Source organism: Fodinicurvata sp. EGI_FJ10296 (assembly GCF_040712075.1).
In the GTDB taxonomy this organism is placed as follows: domain Bacteria; phylum Pseudomonadota; class Alphaproteobacteria; order DSM-16000; family Inquilinaceae; genus JBFCVL01.
On the sequence record NZ_JBFCVL010000007.1, the window covers coordinates 239,433 to 261,303 of the forward strand.

General features: G+C 63.6%; 16 protein-coding genes. 4 read left to right on the forward strand and 12 right to left on the reverse strand.

The features are described 5' to 3' along the window. The first annotated feature begins 266 nt into the window (after positions 1-266). The 4 genes from ABZ728_RS16955 to ABZ728_RS16970 all read left to right on the forward strand — a co-directional run bounded on the left by ABZ728_RS16955 (position 267) and on the right by ABZ728_RS16970 (position 3,007). Positions 267-650: a PAAR domain-containing protein gene (locus tag ABZ728_RS16955; protein ID WP_366657421.1), complete on the forward strand. Its 384-nt coding sequence runs from the start codon at positions 267-269 to the stop codon at positions 648-650. A gap of 31 nt (positions 651-681) precedes the next feature. Then, a complete protein-coding gene (locus ABZ728_RS16960) occupies positions 682-1,752 on the forward strand; it encodes a methyltransferase domain-containing protein (protein ID WP_366657422.1) in 1,071 nt (356 codons plus the stop codon). 32 nt (positions 1,753-1,784) lie between these two features. Continuing rightward, positions 1,785-2,543: a PP2C family serine/threonine-protein phosphatase gene (locus tag ABZ728_RS16965; RefSeq protein ID WP_366657423.1), complete on the forward strand. Its 759-nt coding sequence runs from the start codon at positions 1,785-1,787 to the stop codon at positions 2,541-2,543. Positions 2,544-2,788: 245 nt separating this feature from the next. After that, positions 2,789-3,007 carry a hypothetical protein gene (locus ABZ728_RS16970; RefSeq protein ID WP_366657424.1) on the forward strand — a complete coding sequence of 73 codons (219 nt, stop codon included), beginning with the start codon at positions 2,789-2,791 and terminating at the stop codon, positions 3,005-3,007. A 78-nt stretch (positions 3,008-3,085) separates the two neighbouring features. Here ABZ728_RS16970 and ABZ728_RS16975 read toward each other — a convergent pair whose 3' ends face one another. The 12 genes from ABZ728_RS16975 to icmH form a co-directional block, all read right to left on the reverse strand. Further along, positions 3,086-4,780 carry a class I SAM-dependent methyltransferase gene (locus tag ABZ728_RS16975; RefSeq protein WP_366657425.1) on the reverse strand — a complete coding sequence of 565 codons (1,695 nt, stop codon included), beginning with the start codon at positions 4,778-4,780 and terminating at the stop codon, positions 3,086-3,088. Further along, on the reverse strand, positions 4,777-6,024 hold the full coding sequence (tssG, locus tag ABZ728_RS16980; protein WP_366657426.1) for a type VI secretion system baseplate subunit TssG: 1,248 nt from the start codon (positions 6,022-6,024) through the stop codon (positions 4,777-4,779). The genes ABZ728_RS16975 and tssG overlap by 4 nt, the downstream gene beginning before the upstream one ends. After that, entirely contained in the window at positions 5,988-7,823 is a 1,836-nt protein-coding gene (tssF, locus tag ABZ728_RS16985; RefSeq protein ID WP_366657427.1) for a type VI secretion system baseplate subunit TssF, read from the reverse strand. Before tssF ends, tssG begins: the two co-directional genes overlap by 37 nt. Positions 7,824-7,853: 30 nt before the next feature. Then, positions 7,854-8,333: a type VI secretion system baseplate subunit TssE gene (gene tssE, locus ABZ728_RS16990; RefSeq protein WP_366657428.1), complete on the reverse strand. Its 480-nt coding sequence runs from the start codon at positions 8,331-8,333 to the stop codon at positions 7,854-7,856. A 40-nt stretch (positions 8,334-8,373) separates the two neighbouring features. Then, complete coding sequence (locus ABZ728_RS16995) at positions 8,374-9,183, reverse strand: type VI secretion system accessory protein TagJ (protein WP_366657429.1); 810 nt, start codon at positions 9,181-9,183, stop codon at positions 8,374-8,376. A 55-nt stretch (positions 9,184-9,238) separates the two neighbouring features. Then, positions 9,239-10,840 (reverse strand): type VI secretion system contractile sheath large subunit, encoded by a 1,602-nt coding sequence (gene tssC, locus ABZ728_RS17000; protein ID WP_366657430.1) that lies wholly within the window; start codon positions 10,838-10,840, stop codon positions 9,239-9,241. Between the two features lie 100 nt (positions 10,841-10,940). Beyond that, positions 10,941-12,440 carry a type VI secretion system contractile sheath large subunit gene (gene tssC / locus ABZ728_RS17005; RefSeq protein WP_366657431.1) on the reverse strand — a complete coding sequence of 500 codons (1,500 nt, stop codon included), beginning with the start codon at positions 12,438-12,440 and terminating at the stop codon, positions 10,941-10,943. Beyond that, a complete protein-coding gene (gene tssB / locus ABZ728_RS17010; RefSeq protein WP_366657432.1) occupies positions 12,437-12,958 on the reverse strand; it encodes a type VI secretion system contractile sheath small subunit in 522 nt (173 codons plus the stop codon). Before tssB ends, tssC (ABZ728_RS17005) begins: the two co-directional genes overlap by 4 nt. Before the next feature lie 138 nt (positions 12,959-13,096). Then, entirely contained in the window at positions 13,097-14,245 is a 1,149-nt protein-coding gene (gene tssA / locus ABZ728_RS17015) for a type VI secretion system protein TssA (RefSeq protein ID WP_366657433.1), read from the reverse strand. 396 nt (positions 14,246-14,641) lie between these two features. Beyond that, complete coding sequence (locus ABZ728_RS17020; protein WP_366657434.1) at positions 14,642-16,594, reverse strand: serine/threonine-protein kinase; 1,953 nt, start codon at positions 16,592-16,594, stop codon at positions 14,642-14,644. A gap of 31 nt (positions 16,595-16,625) precedes the next feature. Continuing rightward, the gene (gene tssM / locus ABZ728_RS17025) at positions 16,626-20,309 is read right to left on the reverse strand and encodes a type VI secretion system membrane subunit TssM (RefSeq protein WP_366657435.1); all 3,684 of its coding nucleotides are present in this window, start codon (positions 20,307-20,309) and stop codon (positions 16,626-16,628) included. Further along, a complete protein-coding gene (gene icmH, locus ABZ728_RS17030; RefSeq protein ID WP_366657436.1) occupies positions 20,309-21,865 on the reverse strand; it encodes a type IVB secretion system protein IcmH/DotU in 1,557 nt (518 codons plus the stop codon). The genes tssM and icmH overlap by 1 nt, the downstream gene beginning before the upstream one ends. Between the last annotated feature and the right edge of the window lie 6 nt (positions 21,866-21,871).

Consider the following 21,871-nt stretch of genomic DNA (forward strand, 5'->3'; position numbering starts at 1 on the left):
ATTGATTTTTCCGGGTGTAACGCGACTTTATGCTGTCGAGGCTTTGCGCTAATCAGGTATGTTGCGGAGAATGCCTTAACCAGAAGAACAAATCTACCCCAACGAGGTGTCGGGCGTACACTTTCGTGCGTTAATCCTATGGCGTTGGGGTTACCACATCGTTACCATTGACAGTCCGAAATGCTAGCACCCTGATCAGGACGGGTCACGTTGCGCACGAATGTGATGCGCCGGGGCAACGTGTATAGCCGACGAAGGAAACGCAGATGCCGCCAGCCGCCCGTATCGGCGATATGGTCAAACAGGACGCGCCGCACTGCCACGCACCGATTCACCCGCCCGCGCCGGTCCCGGCGCCAAGCGCCCATCCGGGCCTCCCGCTCGCGATCGTCAAGGGCCAGCCGAACTGTCTGATCGGCAACATGCCGGCCGCCCGCGCGACCGACATAACGATGCCTTGCGTTCTGCCCGGCTGCGTTCCGGCGGGGCCCGGCATGATCGCCATGGGATCGGCAACGGTGCTGATCGGGAACATGCCGGCGGCGCGGATCAACGACCTCACCAGCCACACCAGTTGCGTCGCTCCGATACCGGGCCCGGTCGGAAAGGTCTTGCCCCCCGGCTGTCCGACCGTGATCATCGGAGGCTGACGCCGGATCGGCCGCAGGATCGAGAGTTCTATTGAAGAAACGCCATTTCGACGCTTTGAAGCCGATCTGCCCCCGTTGCAGCCGGACGATCAACGCTGACTATCCGTTGGTGGCCGATCGAATCGAGGCGTCGACGGACGACGAGATCATCGAAGGGAGTCTGGTCTGCTCCAGTGCAGCCTGTCGGCAGGAGTATCCGATCATCGATGGCATCCCGGTGCTGGTCCCGGATGTCCGTTCCTGGGTTCAGGGCCATCAATGGGACATGATGGCGCGGCGGGATCTGGCGATGGGCTCGGAAAGCCTGATCGGCGACTGCCTCGACCCTGGGTCTCCGTTCAACATCAGCCGGCAGCACACCTCCATCTATGCCGCCGACCATTACGGCGGCGACACCGACCGAAACGGGGCCAAGAGCGTCATGGCGCTGGTCGACGTCGGACTGGGACAACTGACCGGCCCGTCGCCCCCGGCACCCGGACCGATACTCGATCTCGGCTGCTCGGTCGGCGGAACATCGCTCCACCTGGCCAAGCACGCCGGCGGCCATCCGGTTCTGGGCGTGGACCTTTCCTGGGGCATGCTGCGTATCGGGCGCGACGCCCTGACCGATGGCCGGATCACCTATAGCCTGCGCGAGATTGGCCTGGTCTATCGCCGCATCACGCGATCCGTCGATACGACCGACGCCGCGCTGGTCGATTTCTGGATCGCCGATGCACTGGCGCTGCCGTTTCAGCCGGAGACGTTTTCGCTGGTCGTGGCGATGAACGTTCTCGACTGCGTGGCATCGCCGATTCAGGCTCTGGGTGCCATCGACGGCGTTCTGACGCGGGACGGGCACTGCATACTGGCCACGCCGTTCGACTGGTCGGCCTCGGCGACACCGATCGAAGGATGGATCGGCGGCCATTCCCAGCGCGGCCCGGACGGCGGCGCACCCGAGAAACGGCTGCAGGCGCTGCTTGCAGACGGCGCCTCGCCGCTGCCCGGCCTGCGGCTGGCGCGGCAGTCGGTTGAAACCCGGCCCTGGCAGGTTCGCCTTCACGATCGCTGCACAATGGAATATGCAACAGACGTCTACGTGCTGAAGCGGATTTAGCGAACGATCCGAGACCGTGAGGATGAGGCAAAATGACCCGAAGGCTATCCGTGACGGCCCTGACCAATCGCGGAGTCGTGCGCGCCGGCAATGAGGATGCGATCGGTATCGGCAGCTGGGCCAGCCACGCGGACCTGGAAACGCCGGTCCAGAGACTGCTCGATCCGCGCGCCAGCCTCGCCTGTGCCGTCGCCGACGGTATGGGTGGCCACGAGGGGGGATCGCTGGCCAGCCGGTTCGTGATTTCCCGCCTCGGCCGCGAAGCTCGCGATCTCGTCGATGCCCGCAACGTGTTCGACTTCGTCCGCCGTCTGGACGCCGATCTCGTTCGTCTGGGGGCGGAACACGGCTTCACGTCGCCGCCAGGATCGACCATTGCGGCCGTGGTCTATCGACCGGACGCAAAGGCGCTGATCTTCAATGTTGGCGACAGCCGCGTTTACCGGCTGCGCGACCGGTCGGTGGAAACCCTGTCAACCGACGACAGCCCCGGTGCCGCCGGCCCGGACGGGCGAACCGGCAGCCGGGGGCATATGCTGACCCAGGCCATCGGGGGGAAATTCGCCCCGGAACCCATCGACGCGCATATCATTGAAGGCGTGGATGTCGACGCCGCCTATCTGCTTTGCACCGACGGCGTCACCGACGTGATCGGCAACAGTGAACTGGGCGGCCTCGCCGGGTCTAACGCAGGTGACGACATCGGCTTCGTCACGGGCGTGTTCGATCTTGCCATGCAGCGCGGCGGACCTGACAATATCTCACTTTGCGTCGTGCGGCCGGTCGATTGAGCCCCTGTTCCGCATAGCGGTGAATGCATGCGCAGATGCCGGCCCCGTGCACCGGGGCGCATTCCTGATCGCGTCCTCACTTTGGTATACCCTTCTCACTTTCGTAAGCGAAGTGAGGCCGGAAGGGAGTGACAAAACGCATCGGGACACTCGCGGGCCCGAGACTTTTCTTTCGGAGCCGGTTGCCGCAGAATTCAGCTGGTTGGTGGGAACTGCGCATTGGCCAAGCGGGCGGAGAGAAGACAATGACCAAACGGAACCAGAGCCGGAACCCGATGCTTCCATGGTGGATCGGGCTTATCGTTATTCTGGCCGCGATAGTCTTTGTCGCCTATCGATTCGCTTGCCTCGAATGCGAGCCCGCAGGCTTTCTGGAGTTCATGATACTTGGGATTATTCCGGCGATATATCTGGCGTTGATGTATCTGACACTGAAAAGCGAGTCCGACAGCGAGCGGGAATAGAATTGCTCGTCCGGCTCAATGATCCATTCCAATGCAAGCCGCATCCCGGCAACCGCCTGCCGTCACTCAGGCGCTCGTCTATCGCGGCGGAGGAGCGAGGCCAAGCTTGCGCCAGAACGGAAGCGCCTCGTCCAGACACCAGCCAACACTGCGGGCCACGCGCTCGCCCAGTGGCCGGCTTGCGTCGTCACTCTTGTCTGACTCCGCTCCGTATTTCGCTTCGCGTTTTGCCTTGTCGCCGCCGGGCGTCTCGGTGTCCAGCTTGTCACCAGCCTGTTCGGCAACCGCCGCCTCGCCACTGACCAGCGCCGCGTCGTGGCGAATTTCGGCCGGATCGGCTTCGGCCCGGTCGCAGACATGAGCTGTCAGGGCTTCGACCGTCTCGGGCACGCCCTGAAACAGTCCATCCAGGACCAGCGCCTCGACCGACGCCACGTTCAGACCGGAATGGCCGACCGGCGTCGCCAGCGCATAGCTCAGGCGGCGATCGGCGCGAAATGCGTCGCCCAACGTTACCCGGTTAAGCCGGGCACATGCCTCGACCCCTTCGGTCGTGACGTCGCACAGAACCGGCAATGCCTGACGCAGCCCGACCAGAAAGCCGACAACCTCGGTCGCCGTGACCGAGGCGCCCTTGTCGTGGGCCAGCCCAACCAGATCGCCGACCGGCTGGGGCCCTTCGGACAAGGCGTCGAAAACCGCCTGGTACGGTTCGCGGGCAAGATCGATCCTGGTGGTCAGAACATCGCCTTGAAACTTGAAATCTTCCGGCGCGACCGCCGGCGCCAGCATCGCCTCTGCCAGACGGCGTTCGCGCTCATCGGCGGCAACGGCGCGTCGCCCGCGAACGAAGACATCGCGGCGGAACCCCCGGCCGTTGAAGTAATCCTTGGCGGTTTCCCGGAACGGTCCGTCGGGAAGCCCGTTGACGACGGTTTTGGCCTCGTCCGACAAGCCAATTCCGGCGAAATTCTCCGGGAGTGTGGCCATGCCGACGAAGGACAGTTTGGCGTCGACCATATCGCGGGCGACATCCATATGATAGAGCGGCTGCCAACTGCCGTTCAGGAATTCGTGGGCGAGATAGATCACCCGTTCCGGTGCCGATCGTGTCGCTTTCTTCAGGTCGAAAAGCTGATCGACGGCATTGCCGCTGATCGCCGGCGACCCCGCCGCCATCATCTTCTTTACGAACTCGATCCCCGACCGCGCCCGCTCGTCGCTGGACGCCTGGACCGTGGCAGCGAACTCGTACAGCATGCGTTGGGTCGGCGCGATGGCGGACCATGCAGGCTGGGCGTTATAGCTGACATAGACGACACCACCCGGCTTCAGAAACCGGTTCAGAAACCGGACCACACCTGCCCTTACCGCCGGGGACACCCAACTGTAGACACCATGCAGCGTGATGTAGTCGAAGGCCGGAAGCCCCGCACCATCGCCATCGGCTAATGCAACGACATCGGCCTCCATGAACGAGACATTGCCGAGCCCGGCGCGTTGGCGCGTTTCCTCCGCCCGCGCGATATGGGCGGGCATGAAGTCGATCGCGTGAAAGTCGCCCTCGGGGCTGGCGGCGGCCAGGGCCATCACGGTCGTCCCCTGCCCGCATCCGATCTCGCAATAGGTAAACGACTCGCCCGCGCCCAGCCTGCGCGGAGGTTCCACCCCGCACAGCAGGCAGGCCAGGTCGAGCTGACCGGGGCTTTGCTCTCTGTAGAATCCCGGCACATACTCAATGTCCGAGACGTATCCCCCAGTCCAGTCCGTCATGATTCTTCGCTCACTAAAGTTTCTGTTCGGGCGTCCGATTGGTCCCCGTCTCCCGGCGTGCCCGGGTCAACGTCGCCCGGCTCGATATCCGGTGCGATATCGGGATCGGGATCAGGATCGGGCGGCAGGATCTGATGAAAATCGGCCATGGTGAATACGGCATCGTCACGATCGCTGCTGGCGGCGCCGGAACCGGTTTCCCCGAGAATCCACGTATTCCAGCCCAGGCGCGGGCCCGTTTCCTTGTTCGATATCAGCCGGCACATCGGCACGGCATCCGCCTTGAGCACCGGCTGGATCGAAAACGCCTGCGACGGCCCGACCGCAAATCGGACGAGGTCGGCCAGTTTGCGCAGCATCGGCTGGCCGGGCATCAGGTCGCGGAACCCGTCCAGTCCCAGCGGGCCGACGCGAATGGTAAATCCGGCCTGCACGTCCCAGGCGCGCGCACCGATGATGGCGTCCACGCCCAGGCGGGCGTGTTGACCCATCGGCGCCATCACGCTCGGCAGCCGAGTTCGGGAGTCTTCCTCCATTTCCAGCCAGGCGCCGCGAAACTGGCGGATCTCGACGGGACGGCCGAGCAGATCGGCCACCATCGCCTGCAGCCCGACCGCCGAGCGGCGACGGTTCGACAAATGGCCGCTGTAGTGCAGCGCCAGGTCGTCCCCGAAGGCGAGCCGGCCGGCATGACCGGGAGTGGACAGGCCCACCAGGCTCGACAGCGCCAGACCAAACAGGTCGCCCGTCGCGGCGATCGATCGATCTTCGGCGGCATACCGCCGTTCATGAGCGATCGGCAGGCGGTGTTTGGCCCATGAGCGATAGAACAGCGATACTGTCCGGTGATGAAGCATATCGAGGAAATCGCGGAAGGCGGTATTCTTTGCCCGGATCGCCTCGATCAGTTGCTCGGTGTAGTGTTCCGGCATAGCGCCAACCGGGCCCACCAACCCCATGAACGATACCGTCAGTTCCGGCGGTTTGCCGTCCTTGGCCGGAACGACAGACGTCACTTCGGCCGCCGGGTGGATCAGGGAAACGGTCGACCGAAAACGGACAGCCTCGCTGGCGGGATCGGCATCGCCGCCGACCGGATGGCGCGCGGCATTGCGCGCAGCCGCGCTGTCCCGTGCTGCCGCCCACTCCAGAACCCTGACGGCCTGGAAGAAACTGAACCTGTCGGGATCGCGTTCTAATTGCGCGATCAGAGAAGTGGCTGTTCGCCGGCTCTCGGTGGCCATCGCTTCAGAATTCCACTTTGTCCGCGCACACGCGCCGTAAGCCGCGTAAAGGAGTTGATCGTACAGTAGAGCCCGAAAAACACGTCGAGCAGCGTTGCCATCAGGAAGGTGCCGTTGCCGGAAAACTTGGCCGGATCGAAGACGACCTCGACATCCACGCCCCGGCAGACGGCCGCTGCCCAGGGCGGCGCACCGGCATCGACGGGATAGCGCGCCGTCCCCGGCGAGGCCCGCACGCTGTCGATGCCGTCGATCAGCGACCGCGTTTCCGGACTGTCGGCCACGTCGTAGAGCTTCAGGATCTCGCGCAGGGCGTCGGTGCCGTCGGCGGTTGAGGTCAGCGAAAGATGATTGAGCGTCAGATGCGATATCAGGCGCCAGCGCGAGCCATGCCCCCAGTCGGGCCGCCGCGTCGACGTCAGCGGGGTGATGCAGGCCACCCGGTCGACGCCGGCCGCGCCGGACACGAAGCCCAGACGCGGGTTGCCGCCGCCATAGGGAATCTGAGCCGGAAGATCGCCGTTCGTGCACAGCGTCTTGATGTGAAGCACGCTGTCAGCCGGCACCTGCGGGTCGAAACCCAGATCGACGAGGCTGATGCGCATCTCGCGGCTCGTCGTTTCCACGGAATCCGCATGGCGGCTGGCGAACCAATAGCCGGCCACGTCCTGCCTTGTGTGCTTGATCGAATAAAAGGGCAGAAACTCCCGCTTCGAGCCGTCCCGGTCGAGGGCATGGACGCCATTGATCGCATAGACTTCCATGGCGTTCGACCGGCGCGCATCGGGAATCACGCGATAATCATGGGTCGTCTGGGACAACCGAATCGGTTCTGCGGATTGCTCGAACAGATTGATGATCGGCACGCAGCCCAGCGCAAAGGTTTCCGTGGTCAAGCTGCGCTGGATGTCGGGCTGGGCGCGGTCGAGATAAACATACAGTTCCAGACGCTTGCCGGCCTCCGGCGGAATGGCGTCGGCAAGCCCCTCGATGTCGACGAACAGAAACTTCTCCGGAAAGGCGAAATACTCCGAAAGCAGCCGGTATCCTTTCTGCGCCGCCGGCGTTGCCGGCAAGGCGGCCTCGTCGGCCGTCATGCCGCCCGGCCGGATCGAACCCGGCTCCAGAAAGCGCGCGGCCTTCGACGCCCCGTCGCCGCCGCCCGCGACCCCGACCAGCATCGCGTTGTTCAGCAGCAGTTCGTATAGCGAGAATGCGATTTGCGGCGCGCCCCGCAAATAGAGCCGCAGCTTGCCCGGGCGCGCTTCGGTGAACGAGAACTCGTCGCCCATCGCTTCGAAAACCAGCTTCAACACCGACGAAGCGCGGTCGATCCGGGGATTGGCCGGTGCGACGAACGGTGCCGGCTGCAGCGACGCCGCCGTCAGCCTGATCGGCCACAGATCGGCGTCGGCGGTGGTGCGATAGCGGCATTTTTCGCCGGTGGCGGCGTCGATGTCGATCTCGGTCCCGCGCCGGACCTTGTAGACACCGCCAAGATCGGGCTTGGGCTGCATTTCCACGATGCCCATGGAGGGCCAGGGCGCCAGGAAATGCGGATAGAGAATTTCGAGCAGCGCCTCGGCGACCTCGGTGAATTCGTCGTCGAGCTTGTGACGGACACGGGCGTTCAACAGCGCGACGGCTTCGATCAGCCGCGCCACATGCGGATCGTCCACGCTGTCGCCGCTGATCCGAAGATTGGCGGCAATCTTCGGATGAGCCTTCGCGAACTCGCCGCTCAGCTTCCTCAGGAAAAGCAGTTCCCGATTGTAGTATGGGAGGAGTTCGTCGACCATGCCTACCTGCGTTTACCCATCTGCTCGTGCCTATCGGCTCTTTATCGTAATGCTCTTGGTCGCCGGGTCGACGGTGGTGTCGAAGACGATCTGTTCTGCCGCCGGATCGACCTGAACGATCGCCTCGATGCGAAAGCGCAGCGTTCGATCCAGTTCGTCGCTGTTTTCCAGCAGATGGATCGTCACCTCGCGGAACCGCGTATCGCTGCGCCTGATGACCTCTTCCACCGTCTTGACGAACGCCAGCCGGTCTTCCTCGGCCGCCATATCCATGGCCAGCAGATCCGGCAGGCCATAGTTGAACACCGAATTCTCCAGTTCCTTGAGATCCGCCGGCCAACCGACGCATCGGTACCGCGTGTTCAGCAGCATTTCCAGGTCGCGACGGATTGCGGCGCGCAGATCGCCAAGGCGCAGGGCATGCGCCCGGGGCGTCTCCTCGTCGTCGATAAGGCGATCGAGGAGCGATCCGCGCGTGGCAACATTCTTGGTCGACGGTTTCAGGGCCATAGTATCAGGGAGTCATCCACGGCCGGAAAGGAGGCGCGGGTCAGTTCGCGCCCGTGAATTCGATATTGGTCAGGCTCATGACCGGGACCGCTTCCTCGCCGATCAGGAAGCATCGCTGCCCCCGTCCGCGAACAGGCGCCTGTTCGGCCTCTTGCCAGTCGGTTGCCCGGCCGAGCTTCAGACCGTCTTCCACCGTTTCGTCGCCGGTGGCAAAGGGATAGATCGCCGGAATATAGACCTCGCCATCGGTTTCGCCGACGACCATGCGGGCCTGACGCCAGACCAGGTCGCGCGGGCGTTCGGGTGCGTGGAATTCAATAAGTTCGATCGATTCGATCGGCACCCAGAAATATTTCCCCGTGCTTGTCAGCAGTTCGACCACAGGACCGAACACGTCGTCCATATCGCGCATGTCGCTGAAGGGAACATCGTCCATGCGGCCGGCCACCGGCGGGCGGGTTTCTTCGGCCTGGTTGATCAGGGCCAGCGCCTCTTCGGGCTTGCCTTCGCGCAGCGCGACGACCGCCTTGACGTGGTTCTGTACGTGCTCGGGCGGCGATTCCAGGAATTCCGGCAACCGGCCTTCGCCGAACAGTTGCTCGCGGGCGACGGCGGCGCGCACCAGCTGGCGGTACAGCGCAACGGGCACACCCTTTTCCGGGTCCTGATTGCTGATGGCGTTCAGATGCACGTCGACCCGGTCCAATTGCCCGTCGAAGCACAGCAGATCGGCCAGAAGCCCCCGGACGCTCGCGTCCGTCGGGTGCTTCTTGACCTCACCGATCAGGTTCTGGATCGCTTCGGAAAGTTTGCCTTCTTTGTAGAGATTGGCTGCTGTGCCGGTGGTCATGTCGCCCCCCAAAAAGTTGTCTGATACGCGATAGCGAAAATTCATGCGCCGGCTTCTAGCTGCCCGCGCCAATGGCGTTCAATTCCGTCACCAGACGGAAAGACGAGACCACCTGGTCGAGCTGAAAATGCGGCTGCACATTGATGACGCAGCGATAGGCGCCGGGTTTGCCCGGTACATCGCGCACCTGCACCACCCCGTCGCGCAGCGGATAGCGCGCTTTCATTTCCTCGCTGGCCCGGTCGTTGGCCGTCGTGTAGTTCATCAGCCAGCGGCTGAGATGGTCCTCGATCGTCTCCGGTGTTTCGAATCGGCCGACCCGGTCGCGAACCATGATCTTCACGTAATGTGCAAATCGCGAGATGCACAGGACATAGCGGATCATCGACGAGAGCCTCTCGTTCGCGGTCGCAGCGGCGTCGGACATATCCTTCGGCATATGCACCGACTGATTGCCGTAAAAGATCGCATAGGGCGTGTCCTTGGCATTGGCCAGCGCAATAAAGCCGAGGCTGTTGAGATCGTTCTCGACCTTGTCGGTGATCGATACGTCGGTACAGTATTTCGAGGCAATGCCTTGCCGATCGGTCGCAAACGATATGTTGGGCAGGCAATCGACGATGCCGCCGCCCATCTCGTCGCGCCGCGCGCCGCGGATATCGGCAAACCATCCATACTGGCCGAATGCCCGCAGCACCACAGTGGCATAGGCGTAGCCGGCATTGCCCCAAAGCATGGTGCGAAGGTTGGCGCCGTACCAGTCTTCGCGGTACGGAAAACCGATCTCCCCGTCATGGGTCGGCGAATAAGGCCGCCGCAACAGAATATGCGGCACCACAAGGGCCAGAAACCGGGATTCCTCGGTCTCGCGCAGCCGATTGAAGCGGCGGTATTCCTGTTGGTCGAGCACCGCCCTGACATCGATCGGCAACCCGAATTCCCGGAAGGTCTCCAGGCCGAACAGTTCCGGCGCGCAGCCGATCACGATCGGCGCGAAGGCCGCCATGGCAATCTGCGACAGGCCGGTCAGCACCGAGACGTCGTCGACGGTTGTGCCCGGCCTCGGCTTGTGGGCAACCTCGAAGTCGGCAATCAGCAACCCGTAGGGCGTCCCGCCGGGCATGTCGAATTCTTCACTGTATATCTTCGAGAAGAGCTGGCTCTGGTCGAATTCGACAGCCCTGTCCAGATCGCGGGCGATTTCCGGCCACCGCACGTTCAAAACGCGGATGACCGCGTTCTCGATCCCGTCGGATTCCGAAACGATCAGCGCAACGCCGCGCCAGGTCGCTTCGAGGCGCTGAAAGCGGCGGTGGTGAAGGATAGCATTGAGCTGCCTTGTGATCGCCTCGTCGATTTCAGCGATATCGCGGACGAGCATGGCCATCAGCCGGTCCGGCGCGTCCCGGAGATCCTCAAGGCGCGCACCGAACCACTGCGCCAGCACGTCTTCCGGCGCGCGCGCATCCAGGAATGCGTCGATCGCCGGCGTCGGCCTGTGTGCTTCGGCAAACAGGACCGACCGTAGCCCGCCCTTGGGAAGGGCAGCAGAACGTTCCGTCGGGCCATCGCCAGCACCGGCCCCATCGTCGGGCGGGCCGCCGGCATCCCGGGGCTCAAGCGTTTCCGCTGGGCCGGTATGCCGCCCGTCGCTCATGTCCGCCCCCTGATCTGCAGCGCCAAAGCCACGCTACGGGTGCATCCGATCGGTGCCGGAAACGCGCCGAAAGCCCGCGCCGGCACCCATCGATCCACCATCAACCGGTCTGCGGAATGCGCGCAACCATGCGCATGGAGGTGGTCAGTTCCTCCATCTGCAGCCAGGGACGCATCCAGGCAACGGCATGATAGGAGCCGGGCGAGCCCGGGACTTCTTTCACGCTCACCGTTGCTTCGGCCAGCGGGTACTTGGCCTTCATGTCCTGGCCGGCCGCCGGATTGCCGTTGACATAGTTGTTGATCCAGCGGTTCAGCCATTCCTCGCAGTCGCCCACTTCCATGAACGAGCCGATCTTGTCCCGTGCCATGATCTTGAGGTAGTGGGCGAAACGGGACGAGGCCATGATGTAGGGCAACCGGGCCGAGATCGCGGCGTTCGCGGTCGCTTCCGGCCGGTCGTAGACCTTGGGCTTCTGGGCCGTCTGCGCACCGAAAAACACCGCATAGTCGGTATTCTTGTAGTGGCACAGCGGCAGGAAGCCCAGTTTGCTCAGTTCGGCTTCGCGCCGATCGGTGATGCCGATTTCAGTCGGGCATTGCTGATCGGGGTCGCCATCATCGCTGACGAAAGTGTGGCTGGGCAGGTCGGACACCTTGCCGCCACCCTCGGCACCACGGATCGCCGTGCACCAGCCGTGCTGGGCAAAGGCGTCGGTGAACCGGCCGGCCAGAACATAGGCCGCATTCATCCAGCAATAGTCGTCATGGCCCATGGGCTTGGGCGCACCCGTCGCCGGATCGGCGGGCGCCTCTTCATAGGCGAACTCGTCGATCGGCTTGGTGGCCTCGCCGTAGGGTAGCCGCGACAGAACCCGGGGCATCGCCAGTGTGACAAAACGGGAGTCGTCGCTTTCGCGGAAGCTCTTCCACTTGGAGTACTCGACCGACTCGAAGATCTTCTCCATGTCGCGCGGCTTGGACAGCTCGGTGAAGCTTTCGAATCCGAACAGATTCGGCGAAGCCGCCGAAACGAACGGTGCGAAAGCAGCCGCGGCGACGTTCGAGACGCTGGACAGCATTTCGACGTCTTCGGGATGGTTCGTGAACTCGTAGTCGCCGACCAGAGCGCCGTATGGTTCACCGCCCGGCGTGCCGAACTCGTTCTCGTAGATCTTCTTGAACAGTTGGCTCTGGTCGAATTCCACCGCCTTGGAAAGATCCTTTTGCAGATCTTTCTTGGGCAGGTTGATGACACGGATCTTCAGGGTCGATCCGGTTTCGGAGTTCATGACCAGATACTTCAGCCCGCGCCAGGTGCCTTCCAGCTTCTGGAACTTGGGATGATGCATGATGGCGTTGAGCTGCCGTGATATCTTGGCGTCGATGGCCGCGATCGCCTTGTTGAAGGTCTGGGTCATGTTCTTGTCGAACGTAACCGTTCCCGACAACGCTTCTTCGGTCAGCGTCTTCAGCAGTTCCTTGGCCCGGTCGGGCTCGGTCTGCCGGGTCGCACCGATTGCCTGATCAAGAAGGCTGGCAACACCTTCTTCGGTGGCGGTGGCGCCGCCTTCGCCCTGGGCTTCGGCTTCCGTGCTCATTCCTTGGTCTCCCCGTCACCGGACGCCTCGACACCGAGAGAGTCCGAAAGCTCCTTCAATTGGTCGTTATCCTGAAGAACCTTTTCCAGCAATCCTTCAAGATCCTCCGAGCGATCGACCTTGGACATCAGATCGCGCAACTGGTCACGCGCGTCTTTCAACTTGCGCAGTGGCTCCACCTGCTCGACGACTTTGGCCGGCTCGAAGTCTTCCATCGACTTGAATTTCAGGTCGACCGCCATTTCGCTGCCATCGTCTGCCAGCGTGTTATCGACCTTCATGCTCACGCCCGGCGTCATCCGAGCGAAAACATCGTTGAAATTGTCGCGGTCGATCTGAATGAATTTCCGGTCACGCAATGGCTTCAACGGCGAAGTCGGGTCACCGGAAAAATCGCCCATGACACCGACAACGAAGGGAAGTTCCTTGGAAACGACTGCACCTTCGGTTTCGACGTCATACGTTATATGGACACGCGGCTTGCGCACGCGGTTAAGTTTCTGATGAATACTACTCATAGACCACCACTCCCCTGCTTCAAGTCTTCGACAATTCTGTCAGCCGATCCCGACGATCTGGAACGACATTCATACCGCGACCCGGTGATGCCGCCGAACGCCACCCGAACCGGTTCGCGCTGGCACCATTGACCGGCATCAGTAACCTTCTTCATCCTGTGGCGGCTTGATTCCGGCCGACGTCAACAACCGCCGCCTGGCATCGGCATCATCCATCAGTTCCGCCAGCAAGTCGGGGAACGACATGCGCCCGCGGCGAACAAGGTCGTCCAGCGAGTACGAAATCGGCGAATGCGGCTCATTCGTGCGGAAATAATCGGCGATCTTCGCCAGTACCTGAAACGCCTGCTCCCGAGACTGGACCGCGCCCGTCGGCACGGCCGTTCCACCGCCCTGCGCGACCCCGGCGCCGGCAGATCCGCCGCTGGCGGCTGCGCCGTCGCCAGCGGCCGCGTCGGCCGCCGCTTCACCGGCCCCGGAGTCGGCTGCAGGCAGTCGATCGCGCGATACCGAAGCAGCAATCCCCTGAACGGACTGCATCAGATTGCGGATATTGCTCGTCGGTGGGGCATCGGGTCCGGCAGCGGCGTCGAAAGCATCGGCCAGCGCCTTGAACGCATCGATTGCGGCCTGAATATCGTCGAGAAGGTCGCGGAAGAAGGTCGGCGGGGTCTCGCGGACGCTGGCCTCGATTCCGTCCATGGTCATGGCACCACCTTCGACGCGGCGCGTGCGCTTTTCCTCGTCGACGATCTTGGAGATTTCCAGTGCCTGTTCATACTGCCAGGCCGCAAACGGAACCTCGCCGTCGGACAGCAGAATCTTGCGAATCGGCTGGATGAGCGTACCGTCACCACCCTCGCCGTTCAGGCCCGAGAACGGCGCCACCTTGGTTTCGATGCCGTCTTCGTCCGGCTCCGGATAGAGACCGTCCCAGAATTCTTCGACCAGTCGGCGCGACAGCTCGAATCCGTCCCGCAGCCCGGCAAACCCGTAGCCGCGCGCCAGCGCTTCGATGTACCACGCCGCGACTTCGAGGTCCTTGGCCTGCGTCGTCAGCACATTGGGCGCCAATTCCAGAATCGCGCGCCACTCGGGCAGCAGGCCGCCTTCTTCGCTGTCGGCGTCTGCTGAACGCTCTGCCGCCCTGGCGGCGCTGCGAGCGTCCTTCAGCTGGTAATAGACTGACTGCGGCGACACGTCCTGGCGGATATCGCTTCCGGTCGGCGAATCGCCGTCAATTGGCAGAACAAGGCTCTCAATATCGATTACCGGCTCAGTCGCCATAGTCACCCACGCTCGCACTCTATTGTGTTATCAAAAAGTTAATGTGATGCAGCAGACCTTGACCGAAGAGGACGCAATATCCGACTTCTGGATAATTGACCTTTGGTCACAATACAACCGCCTAGGTTCAGAATACATTAAGATCATTCGTTATCCCGGACATGCCCGGCGGCCGACGCCCATCGATCCCTGGGAAGCGAACAGGAGTCGAGGCTCAACAATCCTGAAGCGTCGCGAATTGTCGATTTGTGAACCACCCCGGGCCGACAGCCAGGCGCCTCACCCAAAAGGCTTAGTCCCAACCATCCGAACGAAAGATATGCCGAATGACAGCTCGACGCAACGACTGCGGCGCAAATGTCCGACGGTAGGCAATAGTCTTCCATACCTGCCTTCTCAGCGATTCTTCAGATGGCGCAGAATCGTCTGCGCCAGTTCATTCCAGCCCAGATCGTGGGCCATATCATACAGTGTCGACAAAACATCATCCGTACCGCTCGTTGTCATCAGGTGAGTGGCCAGTGCCTCGATCTGCGAATGAACGGCCTCGGCGAAACGTCCCATCAATGCGCGATGGCTTTCGCCCGGCAATCGGACGGCGAAATGGTAAAGAGCCTGCACCTGGCGCAGCTTGGCGCCGAACACCCGCGCATCAACGGCCGCATCGGCTTCCCTCAGTTCTTCCACCGTCATGGCGGCCAGCCGGTCGGCATTGGCGATGAAATCGCGGATCACCGTCTCGGCCTTTTCGCGCAGTTGCCGCCCGGCCTGAATCGCCGCATCGTCGGTAAGCCGCGACGCGATCGCGATCAATTCCTCGACCTCGCTCATGATCAGCGCGACATCGAAACGGGCCAGCATATCGCCCGTCTCGGTATAGCCGGACACGGTTTCGTTGACCTTGCGCATCGCCTGAATCGCGACCAGGGCGCGGGTCTTGCGCACGATCCGCAACTCCGCCGAGGCCGACAGCGTCTCCAGCGCCATCTCCAGAACGTCCAGGCGCAACAGATCCATGGAAAGCCGGGACAGATCGGGGTTGTCATCGCCCGACAGCATCGTGCCGGCGGTGTCGATATAGACGATGAACGGCTCGACCAGTTCGTCGCAAAGACGCCGATGGTGGGCCCGAACAAGCCGAGACAGCCCCAACCGGTTGGCGAGCCGAAGGGTGACCGCCGCGAGCCGCACGACCGGCATCCAGTCGGCCCGCGGCAGGTGCGTGCCCCGCGGCACCGGCGCACCGGTCACCACCGCGTCGCCCAGGGTCGCCATATCGCCCGCCCAGCGCTCGGCCAGGGGCCGCAGGCTGTCTTTGGCAGCCCCGTCCCATTGGCTCCACGCGGCTTCGGCCCGTTCGATCGGAACGATATCGGCTTCGTCCAGTGCCTCGGTCGCGACGCGTTCATAGGCGGCAAGCAGCCGCTCCGCCACCTCGTCCGGCCGAACCGTGCGCTTTGCGGTGGCCGACGAACCGGCCCCTCCGGGGGTGGCTGCCGCCGTACTTTCGGTTTCCAGCCTGGCGAGATCCGGAACGATCCGGCGCAGCGCTGTGGCGAATTCGCCGGCTGTCTGGAACCGGCGATCGGCCGATTTCTCCAGCGCTTTGGCAACGACGCGGTCGAACGCGGCCGGCAGGCGGTTGTCAATCCGCGACGGCGGCACCGGGTTCTCGTTCAGGATCGCGTTCATGACCGTCGCCACCGTGCCGTTGAACGGGCGGCGACGCGTGCTCAGGGCATACAGGACGATGCCGGCGGCGAAGATGTCGGCGCGTCCGTCGACGACTTCGCCGGTCAGTTGCTCCGGTGCCATATAGGCCGGCGTACCGAGCATATCGCCCATCTGCGTCATTTCCGATCCGCTGACGCGCGCGATGCCGAAATCGGCAAGGCTGACATGGCCGTCATTGCGCACCATGACGTTGCCCGGCTTGATATCGCGATGAATGATCCCGCGGCTGTGAATATAGGCCAGGGCATCGAGCAGTTCGGTCACCAGATGCGCGGCGTGTACGGGCTGCATGCGGGGGCCCTGCAGCATCTCGGCCAGAGATTTGCCGAGCAGCAATTCCATCGCCAGATAGGGTTCGCCCGAGACTTCGCCACTATCGTAAACCTGTACGATCCGCGGATGATCGAGCGTCCGGCCGAGTTCGGCTTCGCGAAGGAAACGGGCGATCGTCGCCGTGCGTTCCTGCCCGGCCAGAATATCCGTGCGCAGAACCTTGACCGCCGCGACCCGTCCGTCGCGGTCATCGACACCGCGATAGACGGTGCTCATCGCGCCCCGGCCAAGGACGTTTTCGATACGGTAGGGACCGACCGCCTCGATGGTATCCAGCGCCATTGTCAATTGATCCGATCGAATGGTGTCCGCATTAGAGAGACGCCGGGCAGGAGAGCCCCTGGAAAATATCAGCCCCGAAGGGATTGTCGACACTGCTCGCCGTCAGATCGAACACTGCCTGACGCCCGCCGAGCGCGATCGTCAGCGTATAGCGATCCGGCGCACCGGCGGGTTCCACCTGGGCGTGGTCGAGGAATTTCAGCAGCGACCACGGCCCGGTCTCCACCAAACCGCCCGGCTCGCCGTGAAGATCGGGTGTGAAGAATATGCGGACTTGCGAATCATCGGCGGCAACCCATTCGAATGTCTGCGTTTCGCGGACGCCGTGGCCATAGGTCAGCCGGCGATCGTTCACGTCCAGCACCACCTGATCGACCCAGGCATCCAGTTCGCGCGGCCGAAGCTGAAACCGGATGGTGGGCGCTTCGGCGCCGTCCGGGAACAGCGCGTTGCGCACTTCGTCGACCTGTTCGAAGAACGCCGGCGTCGAGGCGGCGAGGCCGAGATCGGCCGCACGACTGTCGCGCAGGGCCCAGGGGTCCTGGCGTTGGTCGACGAACGACGCCACCTGAGTCGTGAAGAAGCCGTCCAGCGTTCCGCCGGGGCTGAACAGGGCAGCGAAATCCCCGACCGGCACATTCTGGTCAGCAGCGGGGTCAACCGGATAGCGGCCGGGCAGTGCGGCCGAACAGACTGGCAATACGTCGTCCTGCCATGCTGTGGAAATGACCTCCTGCGCGCCGCCAGAGCTGACCGCGCGGCTGTTGCGCGCAACTTCCGACACCATGTCGCCGACCGGGCCGGGAAGCGCCTCGGCCGCGTTGGCCAGGGCGACGGTGACCGGAATTCCGCCGGAAGACGAGCCGTCGAGCGCAGCGGTGATCGCGCCGTCCTCGCTCGGCCCATGCGACAGCCGGGTGAATATTTCGTATGCATCACGAAAATTATCGAGAACGCTTTGCAGGCCAGCACCATCGCCGTCGCCAACCACCGAACGCAGATCCGAGAAGCGGTCGTTGACGTATCGCTCTGGCGGCGCGTCGGGCGCCTGCTCCAGCATTTCGGCCATCAGGGCCGATTCCCGGTCACCTTCCGATGCCAGCGATACCGGCACCAGTCCCGACAGCGCGCCAGCGACGCCGTTCTCGCCACCGGCACCCGCATCGCCATCGCCGCCGCCATTCCCGTCACCGGGTCCGCCGGCATCGCCGTTACCCGCCGAAGCGTCCGGGCCCGGCGACAGCGTCGTCTGGGTCACGACCGCCGCCAGCAGCTCTTTCAACGGCGACGACGGCCCGCTGACGACATTCAGAACATCGGCAGCATGCTCGACATCGCGAAAGGGCGCGATGGAGATGTCGGCCAGCAGTCCGTCCCACTGGCGCGCATAGTCTTCGACATAGATCTGCAGGATATCGTCGCGGATCTGCACGGCATCGCGCGCCCGCTCTTCGGGATTGCTCGACCGGCCCAGCACCCAGCCCTCGCCCGAAAGGTCCCGGGCGACCTGATCGGCGGCGGGCTTGCCGACCTCGTGATACCCGTCATAGGTATAAAGACCGCGCATACCGTCAGACAGCGACCGGCCGGAGCGCCGGACGAGCCCCCGGCCGGCGAGCGGTCCGGCATGATCGACGGGCCGCCAGCGTGGAATGTTGTCCACCCGGGGCAGCTCTTGCAGCAATGCATAGCCGCGTTCGCCCATGGGGTAACCCGCAAGGCGCTCGCGTCCGGTATCGACGATTCCCCGGTCAAGATCGGGGGTCTCGTAGTCTTGCGAGAACAGCGCGGCCGCATGGCCGGCAAGCGCGTCGCGGACGGCCAGATTCTCCGGTCCCGGCAACACCCGCCGCCATTCGTCGGTCAGCCATGCCATCACCGCCGGACGGTCCATCGGCCCCTCGCGCCCCACCATCAAATAGACGCGCAGTGCCTGATACAACGGATCATAGCCCAGCGACCCATCCCGGATCCGGCGCTCCATCTGCAGCAGCAGGCGCGGCAGCAGCAAGGATTCCAGTGCCTGATCATAGGCGTTGTCGGCGGCTTCCAGCACCGTGCGGCCGCGATAGTTGCCAAGCCGGGTGCGGAAAGGACGGGCGTTGACCGCGGCCTGGATATCGTCGCGCATGGCGTCGAGCGTTCCCAATGGCGCGGCGACGCTGCGGAATTCGGTGTCGCCGACCACGGACAGATTGCCGACGCTGTTTTCCAGCGCCGCGATCGATTGGTTGGCCGATGCAATTCCGCGATCGGCGCGATCCAGCAATGCACGGCTGTCGCGGTGGTTGGCCTGCCATGCCAGCAGCAGCAGCACCGTGGCCAGCGCTGTGCCGCCGGTGATCGCCATGAATCGCAGCCGCCGCTTGCGCTCGAATCGCGGATCGATACCGGCGAGGTTGCTTTCCTTGAAAATCACCCCGCGCAGCAGTTCGACGATGAAGAAGCTGCGCCGGCCGGTCAGCGGCTCCGGCTGCGAATGGCCCGGGACCGCATCGGCCAGTGTCTCCAGGATCAGGTCGACCGGCTCGCCACCCTGCTCGGCGCTGGTGAAATAGATGCCGCGCGCCAGGGGCCATTCCTCGTATCGGCTGACCTGAAACAGCGTCTGCAGGAAGGCATGGATCCGACCCCGCGCCAGTGCCAGTTGCTGGGGAAACCCGAAGGCCAGCCCCCGCCGGTCCATATCGGGCTCCTGGTGCAGACGCTCAAGAACGCGGGCATTCAGGCTCTCCAGCAGCGCATCGAATTCCGGTTCCAGGGCCGCAAGCGGGGAACTGTTGGCCTTCTCCTCGGTGAGCGGGAGCGTTACGCCCAGAACCTGATTGCGGACATCGCGCGGGAAAGTATCGAAGAACTCGGTAAAGCCCGCCAGCCGGTCGGATTTGGTAAAGACAACATAGACCGGTAGCCGCAGCCGGAGCCGGGTGCGAATCTCGCGCAGGCGCTGCTTCAGGCGGCTCGCCCGCTGGCGGATCTCGGCCTCGTCGCGGTCGACGATGTCGGGCAGCGAAATCGACAGAACGATCCCGTTCAGCGGCTGCCGGGGCCGATTGCGCCGGATCTCATCGAGGAAGGCCGTCCAGACGCCGCCAGCGACCGGCTGATCGGCGGCTTCTTCGAGGAATTGTCCGGGCGGTTCGATGAGGACCGAATCGTCAGAAAACCAGAAGCCGATCCGTTCCGCCCAGAGGCTGTCCAGTTCGCGATCGGGCGCCGGCTCGGTCGGTTCGCCCAGGGGAAATGACAATCCGGAATTGGCCACCAGCGACGACTTGCCCGCATCGGCTTCGCCCATGACCATGTACCAGGGCAGCTGATAGCGCCAACGTCCGCCCAGTCCGCGGCCGCTTTTTGAGCGTCGCAGTATGCGCATGGCGCCGGCAAATTCGCGCCGCAGAAAGCCGACCTCGCGCTCGATGGCCTTCTTTTCATCTTCCGACGGCGCGGCACCCTCTGTCTTCGCGTCGGCCTTCGATGCTTTCTTTGGCTTTTCGTCGGCGCCATCGGCCTTTTTGCCGTCGGATCGATTGAAAAGCCCCCAGGCGATCATGATCGCCAGGATGATCACGATGCGGACCAGTTCCGGGCCAAGCGGCTGATACCCGCCGATCACGATCCATGGACCGTAGAACCAGATGAGCACGCAGATCCCCAGAGCGGGAATCAGCGACATCAGCCACCGGGTGGCGAGCATTTGGATCAACCCGGCCATTACTGTTCCTGCTCCGCGATCCCGTTGGCGGACGTCGTCCGAAGGATCACTTCTATTCGACGGTTGCGGGCCTGACCCTGGGCCGTATCGTTGCTGGCAATCGGTTCCTGCGAACCCATGCCCTGCGCCCCGACACGGTCGGGATCGCCAATTGACGATCGCAGAATATCGGCGATGCTTTCCGCCCGGATCCGGGACAGATCGCGGTTGTCGGCGAATTGCGCGCCGGCGCGAACGGGCACGTTGTCGGTATGTCCGACGACCAGAACGCCCCCATCCTCGTCATCAAGTGCCGCTCCGATACGCCGGACGAGGGGCTGCATGGAGTCTGTCGGCGTCGTACTGCCGGAGGCGAATTGATCGGCGGCAATGATGCGCACGGTTATGCCGTCGGCCGTGCGGTCGACCTCGACCAGATTTTCCTCGATCTCAGGCTCAAGGAAACCGGCGATTCGCACCAGCGGCGTTTCGGTGACGACAGGGGCAGCCTCGGGTTCGGGTTCGGGCTCCGGCTCCGGAGGATCGGGCATAGCGACGGGCTGCAGGTCGTCCGGACGGTCGACTGTCACACGGTCCACGGGTGTGCCGAGCATGGCGATGGACCGCGACGTATCGGCGACGCCCGAGCGAAGATCCATGAAATAGAAACCGAATATGCCGATCAGAACGGCCAGCATACCCCCCAGAGGCAGCCAAAGCGGGACGACCCCGCCCAGGGGTCGGTGATCCTCGGACCGCCCGCGCCACGCCGGCGACAATTCCGGCGCCGGCTCGTCCATGTACTGATGAATGATCCGATAGAGCTTGTCGCGAATGCGGTTCAGTTCGTTCGCGCCACGCGGCATGATGCGGTATTTGCCCTCGAACCCCAGCGAGAGGCAGATATACATCAGTTTGAGTTCTTCCAGACAATCCTGGGGCCGCTGCCACAGATGGTCGAGAACGTCGTAGAACCGCTCGCCGCTCAGGGTTTCCCGGTGGATCGTGGAAACAAGGCCGCGATTGTTCCAGACACTCTGCCCCCCCCAGGGCGTCGCCAGGACGACGTCATCCATGGTCGCGCACAGGGCGTAACGCGCGGTCCTGATCTGCTCCGAGGTGTAGCCCGCGGCCAATGCGGCGTTCTCGAAATTGCGGATCTCGACGATTGCGCGTTCCAGCAACCCTTCCGGATCGGGATGATCTTCAAGGTCGCGGGTCCAGACCACCAGCGCGAACATTGGCGCTGCGGCATCGATCAGGCGCGTGATGCTGCCGCCCACGAATTGCGACGCGTCGGCAACTTCCCGCCGCACCGTCGGCGCACCGGCCCCGTCTCGTGAAAGCCTGTTGGCGGTCCGTCGCCCACCGGGCTGCACGGCCTGCCGGTTGGCGGCAGGCGACGCGGCGCCCATGCCCGCTGCCCTGCGGCCGGGCGCGGCAGAGCTTCGGGCAGCGGTGCTATGCTCCCCCGTCTGGGCGGACGACTGGCCAGACGGAGACGGCTCCGGCCGCGGCGCGGAACGGATGACCGTCTTGTCCAGATCGTCGTCCGCGAACGGGTTTTCGTCCGACATGACGCC

Excerpts from the sequence above, each read along its gene's own strand:
- ABZ728_RS16955 (WP_366657421.1), top strand. The coding sequence starts at position 267 with ATGCCGCCAGCCGCCCGTATCGGCGATATGGTCAAACAGGACGCGCCG.
- ABZ728_RS16965 (WP_366657423.1), top strand. The coding sequence starts at position 1,785 with ATGACCCGAAGGCTATCCGTGACGGCCCTGACCAATCGCGGAGTCGTG.
- ABZ728_RS16970 (WP_366657424.1), top strand. The coding sequence starts at position 2,789 with ATGACCAAACGGAACCAGAGCCGGAACCCGATGCTTCCATGGTGGATC.
- ABZ728_RS16975 (WP_366657425.1), bottom strand. The coding sequence starts at position 4,780 with ATGACGGACTGGACTGGGGGATACGTCTCGGACATTGAGTATGTGCCG.
- tssG (WP_366657426.1), bottom strand. The coding sequence starts at position 6,024 with ATGGCCACCGAGAGCCGGCGAACAGCCACTTCTCTGATCGCGCAATTA.
- tssF (WP_366657427.1), bottom strand. The coding sequence starts at position 7,823 with ATGGTCGACGAACTCCTCCCATACTACAATCGGGAACTGCTTTTCCTG.
- tssE (WP_366657428.1), bottom strand. The coding sequence starts at position 8,333 with ATGGCCCTGAAACCGTCGACCAAGAATGTTGCCACGCGCGGATCGCTC.
- ABZ728_RS16995 (WP_366657429.1), bottom strand. The coding sequence starts at position 9,183 with ATGACCACCGGCACAGCAGCCAATCTCTACAAAGAAGGCAAACTTTCC.
- tssC (WP_366657430.1), bottom strand. The coding sequence starts at position 10,840 with ATGAGCGACGGGCGGCATACCGGCCCAGCGGAAACGCTTGAGCCCCGG.
- tssC (WP_366657431.1), bottom strand. The coding sequence starts at position 12,440 with ATGAGCACGGAAGCCGAAGCCCAGGGCGAAGGCGGCGCCACCGCCACC.
- tssB (WP_366657432.1), bottom strand. The coding sequence starts at position 12,958 with ATGAGTAGTATTCATCAGAAACTTAACCGCGTGCGCAAGCCGCGTGTC.
- tssA (WP_366657433.1), bottom strand. The coding sequence starts at position 14,245 with ATGGCGACTGAGCCGGTAATCGATATTGAGAGCCTTGTTCTGCCAATT.
- ABZ728_RS17020 (WP_366657434.1), bottom strand. The coding sequence starts at position 16,594 with ATGGCGCTGGATACCATCGAGGCGGTCGGTCCCTACCGTATCGAAAAC.
- tssM (WP_366657435.1), bottom strand. The coding sequence starts at position 20,309 with ATGGCCGGGTTGATCCAAATGCTCGCCACCCGGTGGCTGATGTCGCTG.
- icmH (WP_366657436.1), bottom strand. The coding sequence starts at position 21,865 with ATGTCGGACGAAAACCCGTTCGCGGACGACGATCTGGACAAGACGGTC.